This window comes from Priestia sp. YIM B13491, from assembly GCF_042787605.1.
GTDB classification, from domain to species: domain Bacteria; phylum Bacillota; class Bacilli; order Bacillales; family Bacillaceae_H; genus Priestia; species Priestia megaterium_E.
This window is the reverse complement of record NZ_JBHZOR010000002.1, coordinates 908,670-920,835: the sequence shown is the minus strand read 5'-3', so window position 1 is coordinate 920,835 and position 12,166 is coordinate 908,670. Positions and strand designations below refer to the sequence as shown.

14 protein-coding genes are annotated in these 12,166 nt (G+C 38.9%); 5 read left to right on the top strand and 9 right to left on the bottom strand.

Annotated features, from left to right (window positions below; all coding sequences use genetic code 11):
• Window positions 1–21: 21 nt before the first annotated feature.
• The 3 genes from ACFX4E_RS10650 to ACFX4E_RS10640 form a co-directional block, all read right to left on the bottom strand.
• Window positions 22–1,434 (bottom strand): sigma-54 interaction domain-containing protein, encoded by a 1,413-nt coding sequence (locus ACFX4E_RS10650; RefSeq protein WP_028407442.1) that lies wholly within the window; start codon window positions 1,432–1,434, stop codon window positions 22–24.
• A 104-nt stretch (window positions 1,435–1,538) separates the two neighbouring features.
• Window positions 1,539–2,402 carry an SDR family oxidoreductase gene (locus ACFX4E_RS10645; RefSeq protein ID WP_016763019.1) on the bottom strand — a complete coding sequence of 288 codons (864 nt, stop codon included), beginning with the start codon at window positions 2,400–2,402 and terminating at the stop codon, window positions 1,539–1,541.
• 141 nt (window positions 2,403–2,543) lie between these two features.
• Entirely contained in the window at window positions 2,544–3,035 is a 492-nt protein-coding gene (locus tag ACFX4E_RS10640) for a YajQ family cyclic di-GMP-binding protein (protein WP_013055376.1), read from the bottom strand.
• 255 nt (window positions 3,036–3,290) lie between these two features.
• Between ACFX4E_RS10640 and ACFX4E_RS10635 the strand changes: the two genes are divergently transcribed.
• Window positions 3,291–4,154 (top strand): CvfB family protein, encoded by an 864-nt coding sequence (locus ACFX4E_RS10635; protein ID WP_028407443.1) that lies wholly within the window; start codon window positions 3,291–3,293, stop codon window positions 4,152–4,154.
• A 34-nt stretch (window positions 4,155–4,188) separates the two neighbouring features.
• Here ACFX4E_RS10635 and ACFX4E_RS10630 read toward each other — a convergent pair whose 3' ends face one another.
• Entirely contained in the window at window positions 4,189–4,320 is a 132-nt protein-coding gene (locus ACFX4E_RS10630; RefSeq protein WP_013055378.1) for a DUF3941 domain-containing protein, read from the bottom strand.
• Between the two features lie 52 nt (window positions 4,321–4,372).
• Window positions 4,373–5,233 (bottom strand): DegV family protein, encoded by an 861-nt coding sequence (locus ACFX4E_RS10625; RefSeq protein WP_098525531.1) that lies wholly within the window; start codon window positions 5,231–5,233, stop codon window positions 4,373–4,375.
• A 256-nt stretch (window positions 5,234–5,489) separates the two neighbouring features.
• On the opposite strand from ACFX4E_RS10625, the gene ACFX4E_RS10620 reads away from it, so the two are divergent.
• Window positions 5,490–6,329, top strand: coding sequence for a YitT family protein (locus ACFX4E_RS10620; protein WP_025749916.1), 840 nt, complete (start codon window positions 5,490–5,492; stop codon window positions 6,327–6,329).
• 37 nt (window positions 6,330–6,366) lie between these two features.
• On the opposite strand, the gene ACFX4E_RS10615 is transcribed toward ACFX4E_RS10620, so the two are convergent.
• The 3 genes from ACFX4E_RS10615 to ACFX4E_RS10605 all read right to left on the bottom strand — a co-directional run bounded on the left by ACFX4E_RS10615 (window position 6,367) and on the right by ACFX4E_RS10605 (window position 8,215).
• Window positions 6,367–7,128 carry a DUF3813 family protein gene (locus ACFX4E_RS10615; RefSeq protein ID WP_028407446.1) on the bottom strand — a complete coding sequence of 254 codons (762 nt, stop codon included), beginning with the start codon at window positions 7,126–7,128 and terminating at the stop codon, window positions 6,367–6,369.
• Window positions 7,129–7,131: 3 nt separating this feature from the next.
• On the bottom strand, window positions 7,132–7,284 hold the full coding sequence (locus tag ACFX4E_RS10610) for a hypothetical protein (RefSeq protein ID WP_013055382.1): 153 nt from the start codon (window positions 7,282–7,284) through the stop codon (window positions 7,132–7,134).
• 118 nt (window positions 7,285–7,402) lie between these two features.
• Complete coding sequence (locus ACFX4E_RS10605; RefSeq protein WP_050691042.1) at window positions 7,403–8,215, bottom strand: Cof-type HAD-IIB family hydrolase; 813 nt, start codon at window positions 8,213–8,215, stop codon at window positions 7,403–7,405.
• Window positions 8,216–8,450: 235 nt separating this feature from the next.
• Here ACFX4E_RS10605 and ACFX4E_RS10600 point away from each other — a divergent pair, with 235 nt between their 5' ends.
• Window positions 8,451–8,759: a metal-sulfur cluster assembly factor gene (locus tag ACFX4E_RS10600; RefSeq protein ID WP_377237321.1), complete on the top strand. Its 309-nt coding sequence runs from the start codon at window positions 8,451–8,453 to the stop codon at window positions 8,757–8,759.
• A 30-nt stretch (window positions 8,760–8,789) separates the two neighbouring features.
• Here ACFX4E_RS10600 and ACFX4E_RS10595 read toward each other — a convergent pair whose 3' ends face one another.
• Complete coding sequence (locus ACFX4E_RS10595; protein ID WP_028407448.1) at window positions 8,790–9,488, bottom strand: Crp/Fnr family transcriptional regulator; 699 nt, start codon at window positions 9,486–9,488, stop codon at window positions 8,790–8,792.
• A gap of 351 nt (window positions 9,489–9,839) precedes the next feature.
• On the opposite strand from ACFX4E_RS10595, the gene argC reads away from it, so the two are divergent.
• A complete protein-coding gene (argC, locus tag ACFX4E_RS10590) occupies window positions 9,840–10,883 on the top strand; it encodes an N-acetyl-gamma-glutamyl-phosphate reductase (protein WP_098965962.1) in 1,044 nt (347 codons plus the stop codon).
• A 49-nt stretch (window positions 10,884–10,932) separates the two neighbouring features.
• Window positions 10,933–12,165, top strand: coding sequence for a bifunctional ornithine acetyltransferase/N-acetylglutamate synthase (argJ, locus tag ACFX4E_RS10585; protein ID WP_371264481.1), 1,233 nt, complete (start codon window positions 10,933–10,935; stop codon window positions 12,163–12,165).
• Window position 12,166: the final 1 nt, after the last annotated feature.

Sequence of the window (12,166 nt, the reverse complement as noted above, 5' to 3'; positions counted from 1 at the left end):
AGTGCACTGTGCACTTCTTTTTTATTTAGAGCGGATGTTTAATCGTTTCATACGATACTGCAAGCTTTGTCTGGTCAGCCCTAGTATCTTAGCACTTTTTGAGATGTTGTGGCTGTGTTGTTCAAGCGTTTGTTTAATACATTCTGCTTCGAACGCTAACAGCTGTTCCTTTAAAGGAAGAGAAGGGTGAAAAGCGCTTGGATAAGAAGGTGCGTCACTGCTTGCTTTATTTTCAAAATGTTCATGCTGCTTTAGCTGGAACTTCGTTCTGTATTGGAAAGGAAGGTGAGAATAGTGAATAACATCTTCGTCCATTACCAAGTTCATTGCGCCTTCAATAATGTGTTCTAATTCCCGTACGTTCCCTGGCCAGTCATAAGAGAGAAAAGAAGACATGACTTGGTGATCTACGGTTTTTACATTCATCTGAAACAAATCATTGTATTTTTTGATGAAAAACTTTGTTAATTCAATAATATCTTCTTTTCGTTCACGAAGAGGAGGAATAAAAAGCGTCACGACGCCAAGTCGATAATATAAGTCTTTGCGTAATCGGTTTTCTGCAATTGCATCGATTGGATCTTCATTCATGTTCGCGATCACTCGAACGTTAACCGGTTTGTCCACTGTATCCCCAATTCTTCGTACGGTTTTTTCCTGCAGCACTCGAAGAAGCTTAGCCTGAAGATTTGGGTTTAACGAGTTGATTTCATCTAGCAGTAATGTGCCTCCTTGCGCTTGTTCGAAAAGGCCAGGATTATCCATTGCACCTGTAAAAGCTCCGCGCTTCGTACCGAACAAAAGGCTTTCAATTAAATTATCCGGTAGCGCAGCACAGTTTTGTGAAATAAAAGGAGCAGAAGAGCGGCTGCTGCCATTATGTATGCTTTGAGCAAACAATTCTTTTCCCGTGCCTGTTTCTCCAATGATTAAGACATAAGAAGGAGTTCTAGTAGCACGCTTGGCGTCTTCAATCACATCATGAACCGCTTGACTGTTTCCGATGATGCTGTCAAACGTAAAGCGTGTGTTTCCTTTTTGCCTAATGTTTTGCCGGATTAGACGCTCTAGTTTTGTCACGTCCTGAGCAATTTCAACCGCTCCTTGAATGACCCCGTCTTTTAAAATAGGGAAGGTATTATTAATCGTCGTGATTTCTTGTCCTTGATTGTTGAAATACGTTTGCTTGACGTTAACCGTTTCTTTTCCTTTTTGCAGCGCCTGTACAAGCGTGCTTTGCTGATTTTCTTTGAACATAAATACATCTAACAAGTTTTTATGTAAAACGTCTTGTTCATCCATCAGCTCCATCTTTGTCATCTTTTCATTATAAATAATAGTTTTTCCTGTTTCATCGACCGCATGGATACCGGCATCGACTTTATTTAAAATGGTTTCGTATATATGTTTAAGAGTGCTTAATGTATCGGTCATTCAAATACTCTCCTTTAGCGGTGTTCATATCTCTATTTAAACAAAAATAGCTGAATTCTGATAGTGTTTCCACATAAAAATAAATGAATGACCGAAGAGAAATGTTATCCGTTTACAATGGATCCCCCATTAATGTGCAGAACTTGCCCGGACATATAAGAAGAATCAGAGCTTGCCAAGTATACATAGGCTGGTCCGAGCTCAGAAGGCTGTCCTGCCCGTTTCATAGGTGTATTAGACCCAAATGTCGCAACTTGCTGTTCGTCGAACGTAGACGGAATAAGAGGTGTCCAAATGGGTCCCGGAGCTACGCCGTTTACGCGAATGCCTTTTGTTGCGAGCGAAGCTGATAAAGAACGTGTAAAAGCAACGATAGCACCTTTGGTTGAAGAGTAATCAATCAGCTGATCATGCCCATGGTAAGCTGTCACAGACGTTGTATTAATAATAGCGCTTCCTTGTTTTAAATGAGGCAATGCAGCTTTGGTCAAATGAAAAATTGAAAAAATATTCGTTTGAAACGTACGAGTAAGCTGTTCAGTCGTGATATCCGTAATACTTTTTTGAGGATGCTGTTCAGCAGCATTATTGACTAAGATGTCTATTTTTCCGAAAGTCTGAATGGCCTTTGAGACGACTTCTTGACAAAAATGCTCATCTCCTATGTCACCAGCAAGCAACAAACAAGAAGCTTCCATTCGTTCAACTTGTTTTTTGGTTTCATTTGCATCATCGTGTTCATTAAGGTAGGTTATGACAACATTTGCGCCTTCTTTAGCGTAATGATAAGCGACAGAACGTCCGATACCGCTGTCTCCTCCGGTGATAACAGCTACTTTGTTCTGTAATTTTCCGCTTGCCTTATAATCTGGAGCGATAGAGGTAGGGATTGGGTGCATATCTTTCTCAATACCTGGCTGAGTTTGCTGATGCTGAGGAGGGAAGTTTTGTTTTTGATTTTGATTCATTGGTATACACTCCTTAATTAATATGAGTATGTAAAGCGTATACTAGTATTTGTTAAGAAAGTGTATCTATGCATAGGAATAAGCCTGAACGAATAAAAAAAGGCTTTAAAAGAAAAAATGAATGCCGGAGCATCCATTTTTTTAGCGGTAATTAATAAATTGTACGTCAATAGGTAAATCAGCGCTGCGAATAGCTGAAATGATTTGCTGCAGGTCATCACGATTTTTACCGCTTACGCGAAGCTGATCATCTTGAATCTGGCTTTTTACTTTTAAACCGGTATTCTTAATAATCGTATTTAGCTTTTTAGCGTTGTCTTTGTCGATACCTTGAATTAGCTTGGCACGTTGTCTAACCGTTCCTCCAGAGGCGTTCTCAATTTTTCCATATGAGATATTGCGTGTAGGTACGCCGCGTTTAATAAGCTTGGAGATCAGTACGTCTTTTAACTGTTCAAGCTTAAATTCATCATCAGAAATAAGAACAAGCTCTTCGTTTTCAAGCGAGATTTCGCTTTTACTGCCTTTAAAATCGTAGCGGGTTTTAATTTCTTTTGTTGCCATGGTAATGCCGTTTGTTACTTCTGATAAATCGACTTGTGACACAATGTCAAATGAACTATCTTTAGCCATAATAACCTCCATATGTAAAGAGTTTGTTCTTTTATTATAAATAAAACACAAACTGTATACAACTGATATTGAATAGAGAGCCGGTAATTGATACAATACAAGTTATGCTTTTTGTTGTAAGCTATAGAAGCAGCTTTTTTAAACAATGCATGCATTTAAGTTGATTTGAAATTTAAAATGCTGTTCGATGCAAAGTGAGAAGGTATGTGGTGACGGAATAGTCACTACTAATTTATATAAAGGATGGATAGAACGATGAATGTAGAAGCTGGGATGAAAGCGTATTTAACAGTAAACCGGGAAACGCCGATTGGTTATATGTTAGCAGAAGGTGAAGAAGAAATTTTGCTACATAAAAATGAAACAACAAGAGAACTTGCTGAAGGAGAAGAAGTAGAAGTTTTTCTATACCTTGATCAGCATGACCGTTTAACGGCAACGATGCACTTACCTCTTGTTGAAGAAGGTGTCTATGAGTGGGTCGAGGTCGTAGATGTTAATCCAGGTTTGGGCGTGTTTGTAAATATCGGCATGAACAAAGATATGTTAATTGGTTCAACAGACTTACCTGCCCTAGAAGATCTGTGGCCAGAAGTCGGAAACAAGGTTTACTGTACAATGAAGATTTCAAAGCGCGGTAAGATGTACGGGAAAATTGCTACAGACGATGTGATGAAAGCAATGGCATTAGATGCTCCGCCCGAACTTTTTAATCGTGAAGTGCGCGGATACATCTATCGCGTACTGCGCGTAGGTTCATTTATTATGACAGATGAAGGATATGTTGGATTTATTCATGAAAGCGAGAGACGCAAAGAACCAAAGCTTGGGACGTATGTAACAGGCCGCGTAATTAATGTAAAAGAAGACGGAACGCTAAACGTATCGCTTCTTCCGCGCAAGCAAGAAAGCATGGATGAAGATGCACAAGTACTATACGATTACATGGAAAGCCGCGGTGGCGTTATGCCATTTTGGGATAAAAGCTATCCGGAAGATATTCGCGAGCGCTTTAATATGAGTAAAGCTGCGTTCAAACGTGCGCTTGGTAAACTGATGAAAGAAGGAAAAGTTTATCAAGAAGAAGGATGGACATATTTTAAAAAAGAAGAAAACTAAAAGGAGAAGCCGCTGAAAATTCAGCGGCTTCTTTTTATAAGTGATCAGTTTTTTTAGAAAATGAATGTTTTCCAAGCTCACGGTTATGCTTAGCTTGCAGATTCTTTTCGTGAAGCTTTGCGTTATTATCTTTTGCTTTTTTATCGTTATCGCTCGTTTTTGGCATTGTGATACACCCCTTTTTGATCGTACCTTTAGAATGCCCTGACCTCTTTAAATTATTCGATGGTTTCGTTCAAAAAGAAGACTGCAATCGTCCCTGGGCCAGAGTGAGAACCTATGGCTGCACCAATAATATTAATAATAAAATGTTTGGTTCCAAAACGTTCTTGAATCATCTCTTTCAGCTGAAGAGCTGTTTCTAAATCATCTCCATGGCTGATTCCAATGGTTTGAGAAGAGAGGCTTTTTCCTCGTTCTTCCATTACATCAAGCATGCGCTTAAATACTTTTTTACGGCCGCGGATTTTTTCGATTGGAATCAGTTTTCCATCTTCCACATGAAGCAGCGGCTTAATATTAAGCAGACCTCCTACAAAAGCAGAAGCTTTGCTCACGCGTCCTCCTTGAGCAAGAAAATCTAAGTCATCGACCGTAAAAATATGTTCCATATGCAGCGCGTATTGTTTTATTTTTTCTGTCATCTCGACTAGTGAGAGGTTTTGTTGTAGTAATTGTGTTGCATAATAAGTAACTACTCCCTGGCCAAGAGATGCACATTTCGTATCGATTATCTCTAATTGGAAATCGGGATACTTTTCTAGGAGTTCTTCTCGAATCATCATTGCTGTTTGGTATGTACCGGATAATTCTGAAGAAAAAGCTAAATAAATGCACGAATCACCTGATTTAGCTATGTTCTCAAAGACTTCATACGTAGTAGTTGGAGCCGCTTGAGATGTTTTTGGCATTTTGCCTTTACGGATGGCTTCGTAGACAGAAGCTGGCTCAATCGTTTGTAGATCTAAAAATTCTTGATTATCCAGGCTTACGCGAAGTGGTAAAAAGCCAACGTTATTTTCTTGAAAAAAGGATAAAGGCAAATCGCTTGCACTATCGGTTAAAAGTTTAATTGACATAAATGTCACCTTCCTAATTGCATTTATAAAATATTAAATGAATTTGATGTATAAACATTGAGAAGCGTTATATACGACATAGTATTAGTGTATAAGCACTTTGAGGAAAATACAATTTTTGAATAAGTTTTTTTAATTCTGCCAAATCGTACATACTATATGTACTAACTATTTTAAAGATGCTGACTTTATTCATTTTATAAATGGGTATAGGAGAGTAAGAAGTTTTAAAAAAGCGGAGGTCGGTCATTTGAATATGTGGCTTGAAACAAAAAAAGCGATAGTCGTCTTAGTAGGAGCATTATTGAATGCGCTTGCGCTCAACTTGTTTTTGATACCTGCTAATGTATATTCGAGCGGCTTTACAGGAGTAGCGCAGCTTGTTTCGAGTATCGTGACAGATTACACCCCTTTTACTATTTCCACTGGAGTGCTGCTGTTGTTGTTAAACATTCCTGTAACTATTTTAGGGTGGAAAAAAGTTGGGAAGTCATTTACTGTTTACAGCTTTATCAGCGTTGCTGCAACAACTTTGTTTCTTGGAATTATTCCTATTCAAGCACTTTCTAAAGACATCATCCTTAACGCAGTTTTTGGAGGCGTTATTTTAGCGGTAGGGGTAGGAATTACGTTGAAATTTGGAGCTTCAACTGGTGGGCTCGATATTATTGCCCTGATTTTGTCTCGAGTAAAGGACCGACCAATTGGCACTTATATGTTCATATTAAACGCAATTATTATCGTGCTAGCAGGTCTTTTATATGGTGCTGAGAAGTCACTTTATACGCTTGTGACGCTTTATACAACTACTCGCGTCATTGATGTTATTCATACGCGTCATGTCAAACTCACAGCAATGATCGTAACGAAAAAAGGAGTGGAGCTAAGAAAGGCGATTCACGCCAAACTTGTGCGAGGGATTACGGCGGTACCGGCTAAAGGCGGCTTTACAAACGAAGATAAAGAAATGCTAATGATTGTTTTGACCAGATATGAATTATTTGACTTGGAGCGAGTGATTAAAGAGGTAGATCCTAAAGCTTTTACCAATATCGTTCAGACAACGGGAATCTTTGGTTTGTTTCGCAAGGATTAAAAAAGGTCCAGGTATTCATTACCTGGACTCTTTTTTATTAATGCGTGCCTTTTAAGTCATTAGAAAGTTCTTGAAGCTGAGCTTGTTCTTCAGGAGAAGCATTTTGCTGCGCATGAGACAGCATATCAGCTGCAATGTTTTCATCAGAAGCTGCAGACGTATGAGCCTGAGACGTTTGATGATTTTGACCAGCAGCTCCTAATGTATTCTGAAGCTGCTGAAGCTGAGCTTGTTCTTCAGGAGAAGCGCTTTGCTGTGCATGAGACAGCATATCAGCTGCTACGTTTTCACTAGACGTGTGAGATTCACGGTGAGCGTGAGACTGACCGCCTTCTAAAGTGCTTTGAAGCTGTTCAAGCTGAGCTTGTTCTTCAGGAGAAGCATTTTGCTGTGCATGAGATAATATATCAGCTGCTACGCTTTCACTGGACGCATGAGCTTTACCGTGAGCGTGAGACTGACCGCCTTCTAAAGTGCTTTGAAGCTGTTCAAGCTGTGCCTTCTCTTCGGAAGAAGCATTCTGAACGATGTGAGACAGCGTATCAGACGTAATGTCTGCGCTTTTCTCTTGTGAATGTGATTCTCCATCTGTATCATACGCTTGATGCAATGAGTTTTGGAATTGCTTCAGCTGCTCTTGCTCCTCAGGAGAAGCGTTAGAAGCAATACTATTTAATACGCCTTCTGAAATATCAAGTTCACCGTTGCCGTGCTTTTGACGATGAAGCTGATCTTCTGAATGGCCGGATACTGCATTTCGAATCGCATCTTTTACTTGACCAAAAAGTGAATTTTTCATAAGTTACTGTCCTCCATGAGGAGTTTGGCGCTGCTGAGCTTGAAATGCTTCTGCCTCTGCCATAGTCATATGATAAGGAATTCGTTCATCATGTTTTTGAACTGCGTCTGCACCTTGTTTCACAAAACGTTTTGATCGATTGCCTCTGCCCATCATAAATTCCTCCTCGTAATATAAATAAAACCGACACCTTAAGAAGTGTCGGTTATAGTGTGTGCTAAATAAAAAAAATGATAGCGATAAAAATTTACCTTGCTTTTCAAAAAAAGCTAAGTTATAAATTTAACGTTTTTTCCAAATAATAAGCAATACCATCATTTTCATTCGATTTTGTTACTTCACGCGCTAGCTGTTTTAATTCGTTAATACCATTTTCCATGGCAATACCGTGTCCTGCAAATTTAATCATTTCAAAATCATTGTCTTCATCTCCAAACGCAATAATTCGTTCGCGTGGAATTTGATAATGATTAGCTACGCGCTCAAGACCTACAGCTTTATTAAGTCCTTTTTTTACAATTTCAACGACATGCCAAGGTGCTCCCCAGCGTCTATGTTCTAGTACTTCTGCATGAACATCTGAAAGGTGAGAGCGTATATCTTGTACATGTTCTTCATCTGCGTGAATTAAAATAGACGTTGGGTCGTGCTGCAGCGTATGACGCAAATCACCCGTTTGTAATTTAGGATCCCCTAGGCTAAGTACATCCATTAATTTTCGATCTTCAAAATGAAGATACACGTCATCTTGTACTTCTGCCATGATATTGTTGATGCGATAGTCTTGCATAGCTGTCACAATGTCATGGACAGTGCGGCGGTTTAAAGGTTCGTGATGCGTGCCGAAATCAGGCTGAAGGGGGTGATGAACAAGCGCTCCGTTAAAGTTTACAATAGGCGTGGATAAATCTAATTCGCTGTAATACATAGCACTGGAACGATAAGGTCTACCAGTTGCAATCATTACAATATGTCCTTCTTGTTTGGCTTTTTCTAATACCCGTTTTGTTGTAGGTGAAATGGTTTTTTCATTCGTTAACAATGTTCCATCCAGATCTAAGGCGATTAAGTGTTGATCGTTTCTCATATAGGGCTCCTTTTAAATTGAAGTAGTTATACGATTATATTGAATTCTACTAATATTCATGCTTGTATTCCCATATTTTACACAACTTTTCCTTAGGAGCAAAGCAGAACGATTGACATGCAAAAGCTGTCTTGTTACGGTGTAAGACATAGTTATTGATTGCTTACGATAAATTGTTTAAGGGTATATTTAATACGTGAAGATAATTACGGAAGTAAGAGAAAGGAGAATGAATATGGATAAACAGTTAGAAGATAAAATCATGGAATCACTAGAAGAAGTAATTGATCCAGAGCTTGGCGTTGATATCGTAAATTTAGGCTTAGTGTATGATGTAGAAATGGAAGAAAACAACACGGTTATCGTGACGATGACGTTAACTTCTATTGGCTGCCCGCTGGCTGGTGTGATTGGCGAACAAGTGAAAAAACAATTAATTTCTCTTGAAGAAGTAGAAAATGTAGAAGTGAATATCACATTTAATCCTCCATGGGATAAAGATCGAATGACGCGCTACGCTAAAATTGCATTAGGTGTTCAATAAGAAAAAAGCCATCGACGATGGCTTTTTTTCTTATTCAATTCTGCACAATTCCAAAGGGCAGTCCTCACAGTCTATTTCTTTCTTTAAAAAAGAGAGCTTATGAATGATGATTTTTCCATCTGCCATCGAAATCACTTCATTTTTTCGCAACTCAGCGAGCATGCGATTGACCACTTCTCGAGATGTCCCGCATAGATTGGCGATTTCTTGATTTGTCAACGTTACGTTTAATAAAATACCATTTGGCTTCATTACTCCAAAACTATTAGACATGCGGATCAGAGTAGAGTAGAGAGCACCTTTTTTTCCATTTAGAATTAAGTCTCTAAACTTTGTCTGCATTCGCTTGATTTGGAGTCCCATCCACTTCATGTACTCCATAGAAAGAGCAGGGTATTGTGCTAGTTCGTTTTCTAACAACCGTTTTTGAATACTGATTGCCGTACAAGGTTCAATGGCTTTTGCTTGGAGCATATGGGGAGTAGATCCGCAAAACAGCATGACTTCCCCGATTAAGTCTCCTGAACTCGCCAGCTGAAGCGTCAGTTCGCGTCCTTCCGGCGTCACTTTACCTACTTGCACGGCCCCTGACGTAATAAAAAATAAATGAGTTGAAGGTGAACCTTCTTGAAAGAGAAAGTCACCTTTTTTAAACGAAATTTTATGATCAAAGTTCATAAAAAATTGCTGCAGCTCATTTGAAAAAGAATCCGTTGTGATGTTCATCATGTTATCACCTTTTAATTAAAATTTTTGCGACTGTTACTTATTAATCTATTAAGTTAGAACAGTCTGTATATGCTGTACGTCCACTAGCCGTATGAAAAAATCTCATACGGATGATTTTATCGATACTCTTATTATACACAAAAACAACCAGTGTTTTCCAAAACTATCTGTGAACAATTTCTAAACAAAAATAGAAAGATAGTTATAAAAATAAAAACTTATGAATAAATAAAAATGTTTAAAAATATAGAATAAAGTGTTCGATTTTTTAAATATTCATTTGATTTTATTTTTATACGGTATTATAATGATAAATAATTCAAATAGATACGTGGAAAAAGGAGTTTTAAAATGAAAGAATACAAGGTAGGAATTGTTGGAGCAACAGGGTATGGAGGAGTAGAACTGATTCGTTTGTTAGCGAATCACCCACATTTTCATGTTTATGCAGTTTATTCATCCTCTCAGGATGGGATGGAACTAGCAGAGGTTTATCCTCACCTTTCTAATACTGTATATACGCTGCAAGATATAAACCCTAAGAAGATGGCTGAAGAATTAGATTTAGTGTTTACAGCAACTCCTTCCGGTGTTTCTAGCAAACTTGTACCTCAATTAATAGAAGAAGGAATAAAAGTGGTAGATCTATCTGGAGATTTTAGATTAAAAACAGAAGCACTTTATGAAAAATGGTACAAAAAGCCTGCTGCAGCCGAAGCATTTTTACAACAGTCTGTGTATGGATTATCAGAATGGTTTGCAGACGAAGTCGAAAGCAGTACGTTCGTTGCGAACCCGGGTTGTTATCCAACAGCTACACTGCTTGGGCTAGCTCCCCTCGTTAGTAAACAAATGGTGAAACCAAACTCTATTATCATTGATGCAAAGTCCGGAATCTCAGGAGCAGGGCGCGGTCTTTCGCAAATGGCTCATTATGCTGAAATCAATGAAAATATGAAAATATACAAAGTTAATCAACATCAGCATATCCCAGAAATCGAATCTATTTTAGAAAAGTGGGATGAGGAAATTGGCCATGTTACGTTCAGTACGCACTTAGTTCCAATGACGCGAGGGATTATGAGTACAATATACGCTGAACTTTCTGAAGAGAGCTCAGTACAAGAGCTCCATCAGCTATATGTAGATACATATCAAAACTCCCCGTTCGTTCGCGTTCGAAAAGCTGGTGAATTTCCTTCTACTAAAGAAGTAAGTGCATCAAATTATTGCGATATCGGTATTACATTTGACGAACGAACAAAGCGTGTCACGATCGTTTCTGTCATTGATAACTTAGTAAAAGGGGCAGCCGGTCAGGCCATTCAAAATGCCAATATCATGATGGGATTTGAACAGCAAGCGGGTATCGGACTACTGCCTGTCTTCCCATAAAGTCAACAGCATCACTAATCACGATAAAAGCAGGAGGGAACGTATAGTGATTACGGTTAAACAAACGAAAGAAAAGATAAAGAAAATAGAGAACGGTACAATTGTAACGCCGCTAGGCTTTTCAGCAGACGGTGTTCATGCTGGTTTACGTTATGCTAAAAAAGATTTAGGAGTTATTGTAAGCGATGTGCCAGCTAATTGCGCAGCTGTTTACACGCTTAATGCCTTTCAAGCAGCGCCTTTAGCTGTTACAAAAGAAAGTGTAGCAGTGGAGCAGAAGCTGCAAGCGATCGTTGTGAACAGCGCATGTGCAAATGCATGTACGGGAGAACAAGGATTAAAAGATGCATACCAAATGCGAAATACATGTGCAAAAGAGCTTAATATCCTACCTCATCATGTAGCAGTAGCTTCTACAGGCGTAATTGGAGAGCTTCTAGATATGGAAAAAATCGTGAAAGGCATTGGGTTGTTAAGTCCTTCGTCGAACAAAGAAAAAGCAGAAGAATTTCAAACGGCTATTTTAACAACAGATACAGTGATGAAGTCAGCTTGCTATGAAACAAAAATTGACGGCAAAGTAGTTACCATTGGAGGCACAGCGAAAGGATCAGGCATGATTCACCCAAATATGGCTACGATGCTTAGCTTTATCACAACGGATGCTAAGGTTGAAGCTTCAGTGTTACAAGATGCGCTAGGTTCTATTACAAATAAAAGCTTTAATCAAATTACAGTGGATGGTGACACATCGACGAATGATATGGTTGTTGTTTTAGCAAATGGAAAAGCTGATCACCAGTCGCTTACACCAGATCATCCTGAATGGAATTCGTTTTATGAAGCACTGCGCTTGACGTGTGAAGATTTAGCCAAACAAATTGCACGCGACGGTGAAGGAGCAACAAAACTAATTGAAGTAAACGTATCTGGGGCTCATACAAACGAAGAAGCAAATGTGATTGCTAAACAAATTGTGGGCTCGAACCTAGTGAAAACGGCCATGTATGGAGCCGATGCCAATTGGGGACGAATTATTTGTTCAGTTGGGTACAGCGGAGTAACGCTTAATCCAGAAACAGTGAATGTTTCGTTAGGCAATATCCAGATGTTAGAAAACAGTCAGCCTGTTTCATTTAGTGAAGAAGAAGCAAAGGCTTATTTAGAAAATGATACGGTCGAAGTCTATGTTGACTTGCAGCAGGGAAATGGAATTGGCAAAGCGTGGGGCTGCGATTTGACTTACGATTACGTCAAAATCAACGCCAGTTATCGAACGTAAG

Excerpts from the sequence above, each read along its gene's own strand:
- ACFX4E_RS10650 (WP_028407442.1), bottom strand. The coding sequence starts at position 1,434 with ATGACCGATACATTAAGCACTCTTAAACATATATACGAAACCATTTTA.
- ACFX4E_RS10645 (WP_016763019.1), bottom strand. The coding sequence starts at position 2,402 with ATGAATCAAAATCAAAAACAAAACTTCCCTCCTCAGCATCAGCAAACT.
- ACFX4E_RS10640 (WP_013055376.1), bottom strand. The coding sequence starts at position 3,035 with ATGGCTAAAGATAGTTCATTTGACATTGTGTCACAAGTCGATTTATCA.
- ACFX4E_RS10635 (WP_028407443.1), top strand. The coding sequence starts at position 3,291 with ATGAATGTAGAAGCTGGGATGAAAGCGTATTTAACAGTAAACCGGGAA.
- ACFX4E_RS10630 (WP_013055378.1), bottom strand. The coding sequence starts at position 4,320 with ATGCCAAAAACGAGCGATAACGATAAAAAAGCAAAAGATAATAACGCA.
- ACFX4E_RS10625 (WP_098525531.1), bottom strand. The coding sequence starts at position 5,233 with ATGTCAATTAAACTTTTAACCGATAGTGCAAGCGATTTGCCTTTATCC.
- ACFX4E_RS10620 (WP_025749916.1), top strand. The coding sequence starts at position 5,490 with ATGTGGCTTGAAACAAAAAAAGCGATAGTCGTCTTAGTAGGAGCATTA.
- ACFX4E_RS10615 (WP_028407446.1), bottom strand. The coding sequence starts at position 7,128 with ATGAAAAATTCACTTTTTGGTCAAGTAAAAGATGCGATTCGAAATGCA.
- ACFX4E_RS10610 (WP_013055382.1), bottom strand. The coding sequence starts at position 7,284 with ATGATGGGCAGAGGCAATCGATCAAAACGTTTTGTGAAACAAGGTGCA.
- ACFX4E_RS10605 (WP_050691042.1), bottom strand. The coding sequence starts at position 8,215 with ATGAGAAACGATCAACACTTAATCGCCTTAGATCTGGATGGAACATTG.
- ACFX4E_RS10600 (WP_377237321.1), top strand. The coding sequence starts at position 8,451 with ATGGATAAACAGTTAGAAGATAAAATCATGGAATCACTAGAAGAAGTA.
- ACFX4E_RS10595 (WP_028407448.1), bottom strand. The coding sequence starts at position 9,488 with ATGATGAACATCACAACGGATTCTTTTTCAAATGAGCTGCAGCAATTT.
- argC (WP_098965962.1), top strand. The coding sequence starts at position 9,840 with ATGAAAGAATACAAGGTAGGAATTGTTGGAGCAACAGGGTATGGAGGA.